Source organism: Rhodoferax sp. ZS1R25, assembly GCF_056521335.1.
Genome location: NZ_JBWMAZ010000001.1, coordinates 1,315,511 through 1,330,353 on the forward strand (window position 1 = coordinate 1,315,511; position 14,843 = coordinate 1,330,353).

Genomic DNA, 14,843 nt, shown 5'->3' on the forward strand with positions numbered 1-14,843 from the left:
CGAGGGCCCATGTACAACAACAGCCAATTTGAAGAGACCCGCCCCGAGGTGCTGCACGCGCTGCTGCGCAGCCACCCGCTGGCCACGCTGGTGACCCTGACCGCACGGGGGCTGGAGGCTAACCACATTCCGCTGTACCTGCGGACAAAGGGCGTGGAGCGACCCACCCTGGTGGGCCATGTGGCACGCGCCAACCGCCTGTGGCAAGACACCGACCTGGCCACCCCCGTGCTGGCCATCTTCCAGGGCCCGCAGCACTACATCAGCCCCGGCTGGTACGCCAGCAAGGCCGAGCACGGCAAGGTGGTGCCTACGTGGAACTATGCGGTGGTGCATGCGAAGGGCAGCCTGCAGGTGCACGACGACGCGGCCTGGATACGCGCGCAAATGGTGGAGCTGACCGGCCAGCAGGAAGCCAGCATGGCCCACCCCTGGCGCGTGGACGATGCACCGCCTGACTACACCGACAAACTGCTGGGCGCGGTGGTGGGCATTGAGATCCCCATCGATGCACTGGTGGGCAAATGGAAAGTCAGCCAGAACCAGACCGAGGCCAACCAGGCCACCGTGCAGCAGGGGCTGCACGGCCTGGGCAACGAAGCCGGCGCTGCGATGGCAGGGCTGGTGGGTGCGTTTGGCGTGGACGCGAAGAAGGGCTAGCGCCTTTTAGCGTTCTTCCACCTTGCCATCCGCGTGTTTGGCAAAGCGGCCCTTGTTGCGCGGGTGCACGGGGTCATTCGCACCCCAGGGCCAGCCGCCAAACTCGGTGCGGCGGTAGTCGGCAAAGGCCTGGTGAATTTCCTGCTGGGTGTTCATCACAAACGGGCCGTACTGCGCCACGGGTTCACCAATCGGGCGGCCTTGCAGCACCAGCAACTCGCTCTCCCCATCGCCGTTCACAAAGGTGCAATCATCCGTCGCGCGCACTTCCAACACAGACTTGACGGGCACCGACTCGCCCGCCACGGTGAGCGTGTTGCCCTGGAAGAAATACAGCTGGCGTCGGGTGGCCGCGTTGCTTGCGCCGGGCAGGGTCCAGCTGGCGCCGGGGCTCAGCTTGATGGTGTAGATGGCCAGGTCGCTGTCGGCCTCGCTGGCCCAGGAGTCGGGTGGAGGCGGAAGGCCGCGTTGGTCGCCCAGCGCGCCGGCAATGCACACCACTTCGGTCATGCGGCCGTTGGCATCGGTGGCCGTGGTGCGCGGAATGCTTTCGTGCCAGAACATGGTGAAGTGCGGCTCCACCATCTTGCTCTTGGCGGGCAGGTTCAGCCAGATCTGGAACAGCTCAGTAGGGTTGGGCTGGTCGGCGTTCACCAACGGAAACATCTCGCAGTGCACGATGCCTTTGCCCGCGGTGAGCCACTGCACATCACCACCGCCAAAGCGCGCGGTGGCGCCCAGCGAGTCGGAGTGGTCGATGAGCCCCCTGCGCACGATGGTGACGGTCTCGAAGCCGCGGTGCGGGTGCGAAGGGAAGCCTGGCACGGTGTCGCCGTGGTACATGCTCCAGCCGTCTTTGCCCGCGAAGTCCTGGCCGATATTGCGGCCGGCCAATGAGGCTTGGGGCGCCATGTTGGCGTCGCCGGCCGGGTAGGCGTCGTTGTGGTGCACGCAGAACAAAAACGGGTCGATCGTTTGCCAGGGAAAACCCAGCGGTGCGACGGAAAGGATGGTGGACATGTAGAGAACCCCAGGGTGAAGGATGGTCAAGACAAGAGACTGACGCCATTGTCTCTGGCCGCACCACTTTTTGCCGGCGACGTGGCCAAAGCCCTCAGCCCTGCTACTAAGATCGGCCCATGTTGCTTTCATCGCGTTTCTTCCGCGGCCTGGGTGCGCTGGCCATCGCTGCGGCGGTGCTGGTGGCCGAGCTGGTGCAGCGCCCGGCCGTGCCGGGTGTGGCGCAGGCCGTGCTGCCCGTGGCAACGGGTACCGCACCCGTTGCGGCCAACTTGCACCGCGTGGCGCAAGGCGCCATTCCCATGCCGGCGGGCACCGAGGCGGCGCACGCCAGCAGCCTGTTGGCGATGCCGCCCGACAGCCCGTCCGCACTCACGGTGTTCTGGTTTTCGGGCGAGCGCGAGAGTGGCCCGCTGGTGCAGATTGCGGCCTCGCAGTTTGACCGTGCCACGCAGGCCTGGTCGCCCCCGCAGTTTGTGGTCAACCGCCACAGCATGGGCGACGACATCGGCTTTGGCCTGCGCCGCCTGGGCAACCCCGTGGCCTGGCGCGATGGCCAGGGCCGCATCCACTTGTTTGTGGTGGCCACTGGCTGGGGTGGCTGGGCCGCCAGCCGGGTACTGCACCTGCGCCAGAGCAGCGCGCAGCAAGGCCTGCAAGACCTGCGCTTCGAACCGGTAGGCGTGCTGCCGCTGTCCTGGTTGTGGAACACCAGCTACCTGGTGCGCAATGCGCCGCTGCCGCTGGCCGATGGTGGCATGGTGTTGCCCGTGCATTTCGAGCTTGGCATCAAGTACCCGGCGGCCCTGCGCTTTGACGCCGACGGCAATTTCAAGGGCCTGGTGCGCATGTCGTCCCGGCCCTACGCGCTGCAGCCCACGCTGCTGGCCCAATCGCCCACGCAGTGGCTGGCACTGCTGCGTGACGAACGTGCGCAAGGCAAGGTGCTGGCCGCACAAACGGACGACGGCGGCAGGCACTGGCGCGACTTGCCAGACTTGGCACTGGACAACCCCGATGCCTCCGTGGGCGGCCTGGCGCTGGCACCAGGGCAACTGCTGTTGGCGCACAACTCTTCCCCCGGAACGCGCGCCCAGCTCGACCTCAGCCACAGCACTGACGGCGTGCACTGGGACCTGTTGCAGACGCTGGAAAAGGGCCGCGGCGAAGACGAGTTTTCCTACCCCGCACTGGCCTGGGCCGACGGCAACCTGTGGGTGAGCTACACGGTAGACCGGCAGCGCCTGGCCTGGCAACGCTTTGCCCCAACCCCAGCAGGAGGCAAACCATGAGCCCCGATAGCCTGTGGAGCGGACTGCTGCACCTGGTAGCCGCGGTGGGCGCCACCGAAACACCCGCGCTGCCAGCACTGGGGCTCACGCAGCTCTGGTTGCACTTGGGCTGGGGCCTGGTGTTGGCCTGGCTGGGCTGCGTGCTGGTGGGGTGGTGGCAGCCGCACCGTGCCGCCTTGCTTACGGTGGCTGCGGTGCTGCTGGTCAGCGTGTGGTTGCCCGATCCCTGGTCGCCGGCCTATTGGTTGGGGCTGGCCTTCCAACACCCCAGCCTCGTGCTCGTGCTGCTGTGTACACGCCTGCTGTTGCGGCGCCTGCGCAAGCCTGCACCGCCCTGGGCCATGCGCCGCCCCCCGCAGCCCACCCGGGGACTGGCTCCGCTGGCGTTTGCCGGTGTGGTGCTGGGTTGGGCGTTGCTGCTGGATTCTTTCGCGCTATTGCCATTGCCCCTGTCGCTGTACGCCTTGGGCTTTAGCCCGCTGGCGGTAGCGCTGGTCGCCTGGGTGAGCCTGGGGCTGGTGCTGTCCAGCACCCAGGTGGGCAGCCGGCCCGTGGCCTGGGCCGTGCCGCTGGCCGTGGTGGCCTTTGTGGCGCTGCGCCTGCCCACCGGCAATGTGTGGGATGCCGTGCTGGACCCCTGGCTCTGGCTGGGCCTGCACGGATACCTCGTACGGGTGGTGTTTCGGCGCTATTGAATTGATAGCTGCTCGCGCATATTCCACGGGGGCTTAGGGGATGTTTCATCTGTTTTTTTGCAGAGAATGCTCGTGGCTATGGGCTGCCTGTGGCCTGGCGCTCCGGATCAAGGGTAAAATCGCGGGTGACGCTGCAATTTGCTTACCTTTGCAGTGTCTGCAGTCTGACACGGTCTGCGGCACCCCACACGCCGCCTCCGCACCTTTTTGGCCGATCGTCTCGGCCCTCCCGGTTGTCAAACTCCCCCAGCGGCGAGCTTTACTCCGGTTCTATTTTTCCTCTTCACCAAAATTCCTGACCTGAGCCCCAAGCACCGGATGCACTTCCGGCGCAGAGGCTCTAGTCCTTCAGCATGCGATGGTTTTTAACCAAGACCGTCATTCCCCCTGCGTTGCGTGGTTCCTTGAAACTGCGGACGCCTTTTGAAAGATCCCACCATGGGCAAGAAACTTTACGTCGGCAATCTCTCCTACTCGGTAGATGACCAATCCCTGAACCAAAACTTCTCCGAGTTCGGCACTGTGTCGTCGGCCAAGGTCATGATGGACCGCGACAGCGGCCGTTCCAAGGGCTTCGGCTTTGTGGAAATGTCCAGCGACGCAGAAGCCCAAGCGGCTATCGGCGGCATGAATGGCAAAAACGTTGACGGCCGCGACATGGTGGTCAATGAAGCGCGCCCCATGGAACCCCGTACCGGCGGTTTTGGCGGCGGCGGTGGCGGTGGCCGTCGCGAAGGTGGTGGCGGTGGTGGTTACGGTGGCGGCAACCGCTACTAAGCGCTAACCTCCCGTTAGCTCTTGCTAAGAAAAAGCCGACCTTGGGTCGGCTTTTTTACGTCTGGGCAAGGCCGTGGGATGCGCCAGATGTGCAGATGCGGGAACTTCACCCCTTCGGCCGTGCTCCATCCACCCATGCAACGCAGAAGCACTCTGGCCGCTCTGGCCGCACTCCCCAGCCTCATCACTACTTCGCTCGCCAGCGCCGCAAGCCAGCCACTGCTGCAGGCGCTCAAGCCCTCGCCGCGCATGCCTGTGCTGTTTGTGGGGCATGGCAGCCCGATGAACGCGATTGATGACAACGCCTGGCGGCGCAGCTGGCAGGCCATGGGCACGGAGCTGCTGGCGCGCGGCGTGCGGCCGCAGATCATTCTCTGCATCTCGGCCCACTGGCTCACGCCAGGCTGGCAGCTCACGGGCATGGCGAGCCCCAAGACGATTCACGACTTTGGCGGTTTTCCGCAGGCGCTGATGGACCAGCAATACCCGGCGCCCGGAGCGCCCGCCGTGGCCCGCAGTCTAGCCAACGCGCTCAAGTCGCCCGCCACGGGCGCGGCTCTGGGTGTGGATACGCAGCAGTGGGGCTTTGATCACGGCACCTGGTCGGTGCTCAAGCCCATGTTTCCCAAAGCGGATATTCCCGTGTTGCAACTCAGCATGGACTACAGCCGTGCCCCTGCCGAGCACTATGCGCTGGGTCGACAACTGCAGGTGCTGCGCGAGCGCGGTGTGCTGATCGTGGGGAGCGGCAACATCGTGCACAACCTGCGCGCCACGCGCGACGGCACGGCCGCCAACGAGGCCTACGACTGGGCCACCGAATTCGACACCGTGGTGCAAAACCAGATCAAAAAGGGGCAGCTGGACGCGCTACCCAACTTCCAGTCGCTGGGCGCTGTGGCGCAGCAGGCCCACCCTTCGCATGACCACTACCTGCCGCTGCTCTATGCGGCGGGTGCGGCCCGCGCCAGCGAGATGCCGCGCTTCTTCAACACGGGGTTTCAGTCGGCATCCATTTCCATGCGTTCGGTGCTTTGGGGCTAGGCAGGCGGCCTCCTATACTCGCGGAATGAACCAGTCAGTACATTCTGTAGGGACGACCAAGGCCAAGCTCAAAGCGCCTGCGGCGGCGAAGAAGGCCAGTGCCCCCTCGCGCACGAACGACCCTGCGCGCACTATGGCTGGCATTCTGGATGTGGCGACGCAAGAGTTCGCGGCCAAGGGCCTGAGCGGCGCGCGCATCGACGCGATTGCCGAAGCCACGCACACCAGCAAGCGCATGATTTACTACTACTACGGCAACAAGGAAGGCCTGTACCTGGCCGTGCTGGAAGAGTCGTACCGACGCATGCGCGAGATTGAAGGGGCGCTGCACCTGGAAGACCTGAAGCCCGAGGCAGCGCTGCGTCGGCTGGTGGAGTTCACGTTCGACCAGCACGCGAGCAACGAAGACTTCATCCGCCTGGTGATGAATGAAAACATCGAGCAGGGCACCTACCTGGCCCAGAGCCGGACTATCCAGGAGCTCAATGTGCCGGCCATCGAGGCGATCCGCTTCCTCTATGACCGGGGCGTGCAACAGGGCGTGTTCCGTCGCGGGCTGGATCCGGTAGATATCCACGCCTCCATTTCGGCGCTGGCGTTTTTCAATGTCTCCAACCGCCACACCTTTGGCCTGATCTTCCAGGGGCAGGCGCAAACCGCGCAGTCTGCGGCCCGCCGCGCCAGCGTCACCGAGATGGTGGTGCGCTTCGTGCGCGCGTAATTCACTTTCGGCATAACAGCTTTCCCTGCTATGCACAGCAGGTTCAGGGAAAACCCGCAGATTTAAAAACTAACTAGTTCGTACATTATTGAAAGTACGAATATTTGGAGACGTGCGTGGTTAAAAAAATCATTGATGGGTACTGCCGATGGCTGGGCTACCTGATCGCCGCCGCACTGGCAGTGATGGTGGTGCTGGTGTTTGGGAATGTGGTGATGCGCTACGCCTTCAACTCGGGTTTCACCGTGTCCGAAGAGCTGTCGCGCTGGTTGTTTGTGTGGATTACTTTCCTGGGCGCCGTGATCGCCTTGAACGAGCGCTCTCACCTTGGGACGGATACCTTGGTGTCGCGCCTGCCCGTGAGTGGCCAGAAGGCCTGCCTGGCCATCGGGCACGTGCTCATGCTGTTCATCTGCTGGCTGATGTTCCGGGGCGCATGGGACCAAGTCAAGATCAACTGGGACACCACCAGCGCCGCCATGGAGGTGTCGGTCGGCTTCTTCTACGCCAGCGGCATGGCCTGCGCGGTGCTCAGTGCGGTGATCCTGCTCAACCACCTGTGGATGCTGCTGAGCGGCCAACTGGCGGACGATGAATTGATTGGGGTGCGCGAATCTGAAGAAGAGCCCATCGACATTCCGCAACCGCTGAAATAACAACCTCCAGAGAAACAAGACCATGACCATTGCTGTCTTTCTGGGTTCCTTGCTCGCCGCCATGGCGCTGGGAATTCCTATTGCCTACTCCTTGCTGTTGTGCGGTGCTGCGCTGATGTGGCACCTGGACATTTTTGATGCCCAGGTGCTGGCGCAAAACGTGATGGAGGGCGCCAACAGCTTTCCTCTGCTGGCCGTGCCCTTCTTCATGCTGGCCGGCGAGGTGATGAACACCGGTGGCCTGTCCCGGCGCATTGTGGACTTTGCGATGGCCCTGGTCGGCCATATCCGCGGTGGACTGGGGTATGTGGCCATCATTGCGGCGTGCCTGCTGTCGGCGCTGTCAGGGTCCGCGGTGGCCGATGCGGCCGCGCTGACGGCCTTGCTGTTGCCCATGATGGTGAAAGCCGGTCATGACAAGGCGCGCAGTGGCGGTTTGATTGCGGCCTGCGGCGTGATCGGCCCCATCATCCCGCCGTCCATAGGTTTTGTGGTGTTTGGGGTGGCGGCCAACGTGTCGATCTCCAAACTGTTCCTCGCGGGCATCTTCCCCGGCATATGGCTGGCGGTGGGGCTTTGGGGCACCTGGTGGTTTCTGACGCGCCGCGAGCAACTGGCAACACCCCCCCGCAAGAGCTGGCAGGAGGTGCTGGTCGCCATGCGCAGCGCGGGCTGGGCGCTGATGTTGCCGGTCATCATTTTGGTGGGGCTGCGTATGGGCGTGTTCACCCCGACCGAGGCTGCCGTGGTGGCGGCCGTGTATGCCATGTTTGTCGCCGGGGTGGTGTACCGCGAGCTGAACTGGGCGCAGTTTTTGGGAGTGTTTCTTGCAGCGGCCAAAACGACCGCGGTGGTGATGTTTTTGGTGGCCGCGGCCATGGTCTCGGCCTGGTTGATTACGGTGGCCCAGCTGCCCACGCAAATCGTCGCCTTGCTGGAACCGCTATTGGGCAGCCCGACCCTGCTGATGATGGCCATCATGGTGCTGGTGATGGTGGTCGGTACCGCCATGGACATGACGCCCACCATTCTGATCCTCACGCCCGTGCTGATGCCCATCGTCAAAGCCGCGGGCATCGACCCCGTGTACTTCGGTGTGCTGTTCATCATCAACAACTCCATCGGCCTGGTCACGCCGCCCGTGGGCACCGTGCTCAACGTCGTGGCTGGCGTGGGGCGCATGCGCATGGACGATGTGACACGCGGTGTGCTGCCCTTCATGGTGGTGCAGTTCCTGGTGATGTTCCTCATGGTGCTGTTCCCGCAGCTGGTGATGGTGCCCGCACGCTGGTTCTATTGATTCCGCTTTCCCTACCCATTGCCTTTACTTTTATTCAGGAGACAAGCCATGAAACGTACCGTCCTCAAAGCCATTGCCGCAGCCGTTGTACTCGCCACCTTCGGCGTGGCGCAAGCACAAGAGATTCGCGAGCACACGATCAAGTTCGCCACGCAAAATCCCAAGGGCCACCCCATGGTGCTGGGCATGGAGCGCTTTGCCGAGAATGTGAGCAAGAAGTCGGGCGGCAAGATCAAGGTCAACCTGTTCCCCGGCGGCGTGCTGGGGGGCGACCAGGCCAATGTGTCGGCCCTGCAGGGTGGCACGCTGGAGATGGTGGTGCTGAACACCGGCATCCTGGCCAGCGTGGCCAAAGAGCTGGCGATCTTCGACTTTCCCTTCCTCATCAGCACCAGCCAGGAGGCGGATGCGCTGGTGGACGGCCCCGTGGGCAAGAAACTGCATGCCAAGCTGGAAGAAAAAGGCATTGTGGGGCTGTCTTACTGGGAGCTGGGTTTTCGCAACATCACCAACAGCAAGCGCCCCATCCTCAAGGTGGAAGACATTGAGGGCCTGAAGCTGCGCGTGATCCCCAACCCCATCAACGTGGACTGGGTGAAGGCACTGGGTGCCAACCCCACACCACTGCCTTTCCCCGAGGTGTATGCCGCACTGGAGCAAAAGGCCATTGACGGTCAGGAAAACCCCCTGACTGTGATCAATGCGAACAAGCTGTACGAGGTGCAGAAGTACGTCACGCTGACCAACCACCAGTACAACCCCCAGTCGGTAATCATCAGCAAGAAGTTCTGGGATTCGCTGAACGCCGCTGAAAAGAAGCTGATTGACGATGCCGCGGACGACGCCACCAAGTACCAGCGTGAGCAGTCCCGTGCGCAAGCCGCAGCGGCTGTGGATGGCCTGAAAAAAGGCGGCATGACGGTGAGCGAGTTCTCCCCAGCCGAACTGGCCAAGTTGCGTGAAAAGATGAAGCCTGTGGTTGCCAAGTACAGCGTGAACGTGGGCGAAGCCACGGTGAATGAAGTGATGGCCGAACTGGCCAAACTGCGCAAGTAATGGCTTGGGGGGCCGCACAGCCATGACCATCACCGGCCACACCGAACTCATTGCGCACATCGGCTTTCCCACGCATGCTTTCAAGGCACCCATGATCTACAACCCCTGGTTTGAAAAGGCCGGGGCCAATGTGGTGGTGGTGCCCATGGGCTGCAGGAGCCCGGACTACGCGGATTTTTTGCGCAGCGTGTTCAAGCTCTCCAACATCCGCGGCGCGCTGATCACGATGCCGCACAAGGTGCCCACCACGGGGCTGGTGGACGAGCTGTCGCCCACGGCAGCCATTGCGGGGGCCTGCAACGCGGTGCGCCTGGGGGCGGACGGGCAGCTGCAGGGCGATATGTTTGACGGTGCCGGCTTTGTGCGCGGCGTACTGCGCAAGGGATTGGTGCTGCAGGGCGCACGGGCGCTGGTGGTGGGCAGTGGCGGCGTGGGCTCAGCCATCGCAGCCTCTCTGGCGGCCGAAGGGTTATCGGCACTGGCGTTGTTCGACGTCAACCCGGAGGCCGCAGAGGGGCTGGCGGACCGGCTGCGCCAGCACTACCCAGCTTTGGACGTGACGACGGGTTCCACCGACCCTGTGGGTTTTGACCTGGTGGTCAACGCCACGCCGCTGGGCATGAACGCGGGCGATGCCATGCCACTGGATGTGTCGCGCCTGTCGCCCAGCACCTTTGTGGGCGAGGTCGTGATGAAAGCAGAGACCACGGCCTTTCTGGCCGCGGCACAGGCGCGCGGCTGCCGGGTGCAGGTCGGGTCAGACATGCTGTTCGAGCAGATCCCCGCCTACCTGGAGTTCTTTGGCTTGCCCAGCACCACGCCCGAGGAGCTGCGCGCAGTGGCTACGCTGCAGTACTGATCAGCCGCCCCCGGCGGGGGTTAGCAACCATTCGCGGCGGAACAGCCACTGCTGCGGTTGCCACAGGTTGTCCAGCGTCACTTCGCCGTCCTTGTGGCGGCTTTTTACATGCCAGCGCTGGGCGACTAGCACGCAGCGGGGCAGGCAGCTGGATTGTTCATCCAGGTCGTCTTGCAGCCATACCACGGCGTCGAATTCTTTCAGCAAGCGGTCCAGGCGTTGCGTGGGCGGCAGTTCGGGGTAGAGCGCGCCGGTGTTACGGCCTTCGGCGTCATAGGGCGTGATGCGCGCGCCGGGCAGCACAAAGTGGAAGCGTTCGTACTGGCCGGTGAAGCCATTGGGCACGGCCAGGCGCTGGCCCCGCATCTGCTGTTGCACGTCGGTGCTGTAGCTGGCGCGATCGCCCGAGATCGGTTGCACCATGAGTGTGAAGCAGCCATACACCGCCAGGCAGGCCAGCAGTGTCGCATTGCGCACCCAGGAAAATCGAATAAATCCAGCTGTAGCCCCCGCCAATCCTGCGCCAGCAGCTAGCAAAGTCATAGCAACTTCGAACGGGCTGGCCATGCCCAGGCTGCCCATGACCCAGCCGATGCGGCCCAGCATCACCAGCGCGGGCACGGTGATCAGCAGCGTGGCGGCAAACCAGACGCGATGCAGCCGGTCCCACAGCAGTGCCATGGCAATGGCCAGTGCGGGCATTGCAGGAATCACGTAGCGCTCGGAGCGCTGGTTGGGAATGGTGAACACCACCAGCCACACCACCAGCCAGGCCAGCAGCACCCACAGCGTGGGGCTCAGGTGTGCGTACTGACGCGGGCGCCAGCCGCGCCGCACGGCGTACAGGCAAAAGCCCAGCACCGGTAGCGCCAGCAGGCCCCCATTGGCGGGGTAGGCCAGCAGCTGCGTCCACATGGGGTAGGCGCCGTACAGTGCAGCCTGCCAGTAGCCTAGGCTGCTGGACATCTTGCCGGCGTTCTCGGCCACGACAAACTCTTGCCATACCTCGGCGGGGTTGGGGTCCAGCACAAACCACAGTGCAAAAATACCCAAGCCCAGCAGGGCGCTCCAGGTCACGCCCACGGTGGTGCGCAGCGCGCTGCGCCAGCTCCAGGGCTCGCTCAGCAGCACAGCACACCACAGCGCGGCGGCGGTGGGCGCCACCAGCGCAAACGACTTGTAGGCCGCGCCCAGACCCATGGCAACGCCAATCAGCGTGTAGGCCAGCGTGCCCAGCTGCTGAGCGGGCGACGCAGCAATGGGCGCACGCAGGTGTAGCCACAGCAGCCACCACATGGGTAGCGCGAGCCAAAAAGTCTCGGGTGCCGACGTCAGGTACACCCGGCCGTAGCGGAAGGTCGAGAAGTACAGCAGGTACAGCGCGGCGGCAATGCAGGCGGTGCGCAGCTTGCCAGGCACGGGTGCCATGCGGTGGGCAAAGAAGGCCAGCAGGGTGGCGGTGGCGAAGGTGTAGACGATGCTGGGCAGGCGCAGCGCGAACAGGCTCCAGTGCTGGCCCCAGCCGCCGGCCACCATGGCCTGCCAGATCAGCAACGGCGGCTTGGTATTGCGCGTGCCCACCAGCTCGGACTGCAGCGGCAGCCAATGGCCGCTCTCGGCGGTCATGCGGGCGATGTGGATGTACACCATCTCATCGCCATTGGTGGGGGCGTAAAAACTGCCCAGGCCGAAGAGGTAGAGGGCGGCCGCCAACAACACCAGGGCCAGCCAGGGCCAGGTCGGTGCGCGGTGTGACAAAGCGTGGGCCTGCATGGTGCCGCTGAACGCGCTCAGTCTTGGTTGCGCTTGAAGGTCCAGCGGTCGTTGGCCAGAAAGTTGCTCACGCTGGCCGCGACGATGGCAATGATGTTGGCCACGCGGTAGTCCATGCTGCCCGACAGCAGCAGGGTCAGCACGTACTGCAGGCCACTGCCGAAGGCCGAGGCCGTGATGTATTGGCCAAACTCCAGCCCGAGCAGGCGCAGGCTGACGGGTTGTGCTTCTTCGGCTTCCAGCGTCTTCACGCGGTCCGACCAGGTCCACAGCCGGTTCCAGGTGAAGTTGTTCAGCGTGGCCACGGCAATGGCCAGTGCCAGCGAGAAATAGGGTTTGTTGTAGGCGGCTTCGAGTTCATTGAACAGGAATTCGTGCCCCAGGTGCAGCACCACCAGGTTCACTACTGTGCCGCTGGCGCCGACGATGCCGAACTTGATGTAGCGGTAGCGCTCCATCCAGCCCAGTGCCCATAGCACCAGTCGCTGCACGGCGCTCATGCGGCAGCGCCCACGCTGCTGCGCAAAAAGGCCAGGGCCTGGTCCAGCACGGGGTCCGGCGCAATGCGCTTGAGGCACTGGTTGTCCCCATCGCAAAACGTCAGGCGGTGGTTGTAGGCGGTCAGACACGGTGAGCAGGCAATGCCCGATTCAAGAATGATGGTGCGTTTGCCTAGCGGGCCGTAGAGCTTGCCGGTCTCGGGGCCGAAGAACACCATGGTCTGGATGGGAGTGACCGTGGCGAAATGGCTGGGGCCACCATCATTGGTAATCAGCAGGGCGCTGGCATGCATGAGCATGAGCAGCTCGCGGATGCTCTTGGTGTAGCCGGTGAGGTCGATGCAGGCCTCGCTGCCCACCTGGGTTTTGAGGTCACGCGCCAGCACGGCATCGTCCTTGAGTCCGATCAAGCCCACCGCGTAACCAGAGGTACACAGGCCTTGCACCACGCGGGCGTAGTGGCTGGCGGGCCAGGCCCGTTCGGGCAGGATGCCGCCGCCCGCATACACCAGCACCAGCGGGCGCGCCTGGGTTACCGGGTGGTCGGCTTCTACCTTGTCGCGGTAGGTGGCCAGCTCGTCGGGGGTGAAGGCTACATGCAGCTCAGGCTCGGCCGGAATCTCGCGGATGGGGCCCGCGCGGTTGCGGGGCATGCCTTCGGGCGACTGCAGCGCATCCACCAGCGATAAAAACTGTTTGCTGATGTGCTGGTAGGGGTTGTACGGAATGCTGTGGTTGATGAAGCTGCCGCGGTACAGGCCTTCTTGCGTGTGCGGCGTGAAGCCCACGCGCACGGGGGCACCGGTGCTGAACGAGAGCAGGGCGCTCACGCGTGAAAACAACTCGCAGTCAATCACCGCGTCCAGCCCCAGCTTGCGCATGGCCAGGCTGACTTTGAGGATGTCACCAATCAGAGCCCCGCCAGAGCTGTCGTCCAGCGTGTGCATGTACTCGGGCGCGGTGAGCGACAGGAGCCTGGAGACCTCCTGGTTCTTCTTCAGTTGCAGGATGTGGATGGCCGCACCCGGGTACTGCCTGCGCAGCGCAGCAAACATGGGGCCCGCCAGCACGATACTGCCCATCTCGGAGAGCAGGATGACCAGGATGTTCTTGGGCGCCGCTTGCATGCGCGCCGGTGCGCCGAACGCGCCGGCGAGCCGTACCCATCCCGACACCGCGCCACACAGGAGCTGGCCAGCCCAGCGGTCAATGAAGCGTTGTGTCTGGATATTCATAGGCGTCTAGTCAGTGGGGGACAGAGCTAAAGATCTATCCCGCAAAGACATTAGTTCAGGCCCGCAGCCGCACGCAGGGCCGCTGCCTTGTCGGTGCGTTCCCAGGTGAACTCTGGTTCTTCGCGGCCAAAGTGGCCGTAGGCGGCTGTCTTTTCGTAGATCGGGCGCAGCAGGTCCAGCATCTGGATGATGCCCTTGGGACGCAGGTCAAAGTGCTCGTTCACCAGCGCAGCGATGGCTTCGTCCGAAATCACGCCAGTGCCTTCGGTGTAGACGGTCACGTTCATGGGCTTGGCCACGCCAATCGCGTAGGCCACCTGGATCTGGCACTGCTTGGCCAGACCGGCCTTGACGATGTTCTTGGCCACGTAGCGTGCGGCGTAGGCTGCGGAGCGGTCCACTTTGGAGGGGTCTTTGCCGGAGAACGCGCCACCGCCGTGGGGGCAAGCGCCGCCGTAGGTGTCCACAATGATCTTGCGACCGGTCAAGCCGCAATCGCCTTGGGGGCCACCGATGACGAAACGGCCGGTGGGGTTGATCAGGTAGCGTGTGTTCTGCAGCCATTCCTTGGGCAGCACGGGTTTGATGATCTCTTCGATGATGGCTTCGGTGAAGCTGGCCTTCATCTTGTGCTGGCTCTCGGACTGGTCAGGGCTGTGCTGGGTAGACAGCACCACGGTGTCAATGCTGTGGGGTTTGCCATCCACATAGCGCATGGTCACCTGGCTCTTGGCATCAGGGCGCAGGAACGGCAGGCGGCCATCTTTGCGCAGCTGTGCTTGGCGCTCCACCAGACGGTGGGCGTAGTAAATAGGCGCAGGCATCAGCTCGGGTGTTTCGTCGCAGGCGTAGCCGAACATCAGGCCCTGGTCGCCAGCGCCAATGTTCAGGTGGTCGTCGGACGCGTGGTCTACACCTTGGGCGATGTCGTTGGATTGTTTGTCGTAGGCCACCAGCACGGCGCAGCCTTTGTAGTCAATGCCGTATTCGGTGTTGTCGTAGCCGATGCGCTTGATGGTGTCGCGCGCGACCTGGATGTAGTCCACATGGGCGTTGGTGGTGATTTCACCAGCCAGCACGACCAGGCCGGTGTTGGTCAGGGTTTCAGCGGCGACGCGGCTGCGCGGGTCTTGCTTGAAGATGGCATCAAGGATTGCGTCAGAGATCTGGTCGGCGACTTTGTCGGGGTGGCCTTCAGAAACAGACTCGGAAGTAAAGAGAAAATCGTTCGCCATAGTTTTGTCTCCAAAAAAAC

15 protein-coding genes are annotated in these 14,843 nt (G+C 63.6%); 10 read left to right on the plus strand and 5 right to left on the minus strand.

What is annotated here, in order from left to right; genetic code table 11:
* Window positions 1-9: 9 nt before the first annotated feature.
* Window positions 10-660 (plus strand): FMN-binding negative transcriptional regulator, encoded by a 651-nt coding sequence (locus tag AC097R_RS06260; RefSeq protein ID WP_479596744.1) that lies wholly within the window; start codon window positions 10-12, stop codon window positions 658-660.
* Window positions 661-666: 6 nt separating this feature from the next.
* Here AC097R_RS06260 and AC097R_RS06265 read toward each other — a convergent pair whose 3' ends face one another.
* The gene (locus tag AC097R_RS06265; protein ID WP_479596746.1) at window positions 667-1,680 is read right to left on the minus strand and encodes a pirin family protein; all 1,014 of its coding nucleotides are present in this window, start codon (window positions 1,678-1,680) and stop codon (window positions 667-669) included.
* 119 nt (window positions 1,681-1,799) lie between these two features.
* Between AC097R_RS06265 and AC097R_RS06270 the strand changes: the two genes are divergently transcribed.
* The 9 genes from AC097R_RS06270 (at window position 1,800) to AC097R_RS06310 (ending at window position 10,080) form a co-directional block, all read left to right on the plus strand.
* Window positions 1,800-2,972, plus strand: a complete 1,173-nt coding sequence (locus tag AC097R_RS06270) for an exo-alpha-sialidase (RefSeq protein WP_479596748.1) — start codon at window positions 1,800-1,802, stop codon at window positions 2,970-2,972.
* The gene (locus tag AC097R_RS06275; protein WP_479596750.1) at window positions 2,969-3,667 is read left to right on the plus strand and encodes a hypothetical protein; all 699 of its coding nucleotides are present in this window, start codon (window positions 2,969-2,971) and stop codon (window positions 3,665-3,667) included. The genes AC097R_RS06270 and AC097R_RS06275 overlap by 4 nt, the downstream gene beginning before the upstream one ends.
* A 438-nt stretch (window positions 3,668-4,105) precedes the next feature.
* Window positions 4,106-4,444, plus strand: coding sequence for an RNA recognition motif domain-containing protein (locus tag AC097R_RS06280; protein ID WP_477889586.1), 339 nt, complete (start codon window positions 4,106-4,108; stop codon window positions 4,442-4,444).
* A 135-nt stretch (window positions 4,445-4,579) separates the two neighbouring features.
* Window positions 4,580-5,488: a 4,5-DOPA-extradiol-dioxygenase gene (gene ygiD / locus AC097R_RS06285; RefSeq protein ID WP_479596752.1), complete on the plus strand. Its 909-nt coding sequence runs from the start codon at window positions 4,580-4,582 to the stop codon at window positions 5,486-5,488.
* Between the two features lie 25 nt (window positions 5,489-5,513).
* Window positions 5,514-6,209 carry a TetR/AcrR family transcriptional regulator gene (locus tag AC097R_RS06290; protein WP_479596754.1) on the plus strand — a complete coding sequence of 232 codons (696 nt, stop codon included), beginning with the start codon at window positions 5,514-5,516 and terminating at the stop codon, window positions 6,207-6,209.
* 116 nt (window positions 6,210-6,325) lie between these two features.
* Complete coding sequence (locus AC097R_RS06295; RefSeq protein WP_479596756.1) at window positions 6,326-6,865, plus strand: TRAP transporter small permease; 540 nt, start codon at window positions 6,326-6,328, stop codon at window positions 6,863-6,865.
* Window positions 6,866-6,887: 22 nt separating this feature from the next.
* Window positions 6,888-8,165 (plus strand): TRAP transporter large permease, encoded by a 1,278-nt coding sequence (locus AC097R_RS06300; RefSeq protein ID WP_479596758.1) that lies wholly within the window; start codon window positions 6,888-6,890, stop codon window positions 8,163-8,165.
* Between the two features lie 48 nt (window positions 8,166-8,213).
* Window positions 8,214-9,221 carry a TRAP transporter substrate-binding protein gene (locus AC097R_RS06305; RefSeq protein ID WP_479596760.1) on the plus strand — a complete coding sequence of 336 codons (1,008 nt, stop codon included), beginning with the start codon at window positions 8,214-8,216 and terminating at the stop codon, window positions 9,219-9,221.
* A gap of 22 nt (window positions 9,222-9,243) precedes the next feature.
* A complete protein-coding gene (locus AC097R_RS06310; protein ID WP_479596762.1) occupies window positions 9,244-10,080 on the plus strand; it encodes a shikimate dehydrogenase family protein in 837 nt (278 codons plus the stop codon).
* On the opposite strand, the gene AC097R_RS06315 is transcribed toward AC097R_RS06310, so the two are convergent.
* From AC097R_RS06315 to metK, 4 genes are read right to left on the minus strand one after another with little or no spacing between them, the layout of a single operon-like run.
* On the minus strand, window positions 10,081-11,853 hold the full coding sequence (locus tag AC097R_RS06315) for an ArnT family glycosyltransferase (protein WP_479596764.1): 1,773 nt from the start codon (window positions 11,851-11,853) through the stop codon (window positions 10,081-10,083).
* Window positions 11,854-11,870: 17 nt separating this feature from the next.
* Window positions 11,871-12,353 carry a GtrA family protein gene (locus tag AC097R_RS06320; protein WP_479596766.1) on the minus strand — a complete coding sequence of 161 codons (483 nt, stop codon included), beginning with the start codon at window positions 12,351-12,353 and terminating at the stop codon, window positions 11,871-11,873.
* Window positions 12,350-13,588, minus strand: coding sequence for a glycosyltransferase family 9 protein (locus AC097R_RS06325; RefSeq protein WP_479596768.1), 1,239 nt, complete (start codon window positions 13,586-13,588; stop codon window positions 12,350-12,352). Before AC097R_RS06325 ends, AC097R_RS06320 begins: the two co-directional genes overlap by 4 nt.
* A gap of 50 nt (window positions 13,589-13,638) precedes the next feature.
* Window positions 13,639-14,823: a methionine adenosyltransferase gene (gene metK / locus AC097R_RS06330; RefSeq protein WP_479596770.1), complete on the minus strand. Its 1,185-nt coding sequence runs from the start codon at window positions 14,821-14,823 to the stop codon at window positions 13,639-13,641.
* Window positions 14,824-14,843: the final 20 nt, after the last annotated feature.

Bases quoted from the DNA above. Each gene is read 5' to 3' on its own strand.
- AC097R_RS06260 (WP_479596744.1), top strand. From the start codon at position 10: ATGTACAACAACAGCCAATTTGAAGAGACCCGCCCCGAGGTGCTGCAC.
- AC097R_RS06325 (WP_479596768.1), bottom strand. From the start codon at position 13,588: ATGAATATCCAGACACAACGCTTCATTGACCGCTGGGCTGGCCAGCTC.
- AC097R_RS06290 (WP_479596754.1), top strand. From the start codon at position 5,514: ATGAACCAGTCAGTACATTCTGTAGGGACGACCAAGGCCAAGCTCAAA.
- AC097R_RS06305 (WP_479596760.1), top strand. From the start codon at position 8,214: ATGAAACGTACCGTCCTCAAAGCCATTGCCGCAGCCGTTGTACTCGCC.
- AC097R_RS06275 (WP_479596750.1), top strand. From the start codon at position 2,969: ATGAGCCCCGATAGCCTGTGGAGCGGACTGCTGCACCTGGTAGCCGCG.
- AC097R_RS06270 (WP_479596748.1), top strand. From the start codon at position 1,800: ATGTTGCTTTCATCGCGTTTCTTCCGCGGCCTGGGTGCGCTGGCCATC.
- AC097R_RS06315 (WP_479596764.1), bottom strand. From the start codon at position 11,853: ATGCAGGCCCACGCTTTGTCACACCGCGCACCGACCTGGCCCTGGCTG.
- ygiD (WP_479596752.1), top strand. From the start codon at position 4,580: ATGCAACGCAGAAGCACTCTGGCCGCTCTGGCCGCACTCCCCAGCCTC.
- AC097R_RS06265 (WP_479596746.1), bottom strand. From the start codon at position 1,680: ATGTCCACCATCCTTTCCGTCGCACCGCTGGGTTTTCCCTGGCAAACG.
- AC097R_RS06280 (WP_477889586.1), top strand. From the start codon at position 4,106: ATGGGCAAGAAACTTTACGTCGGCAATCTCTCCTACTCGGTAGATGAC.
- AC097R_RS06320 (WP_479596766.1), bottom strand. From the start codon at position 12,353: ATGAGCGCCGTGCAGCGACTGGTGCTATGGGCACTGGGCTGGATGGAG.
- metK (WP_479596770.1), bottom strand. From the start codon at position 14,823: ATGGCGAACGATTTTCTCTTTACTTCCGAGTCTGTTTCTGAAGGCCAC.
- AC097R_RS06300 (WP_479596758.1), top strand. From the start codon at position 6,888: ATGACCATTGCTGTCTTTCTGGGTTCCTTGCTCGCCGCCATGGCGCTG.
- AC097R_RS06310 (WP_479596762.1), top strand. From the start codon at position 9,244: ATGACCATCACCGGCCACACCGAACTCATTGCGCACATCGGCTTTCCC.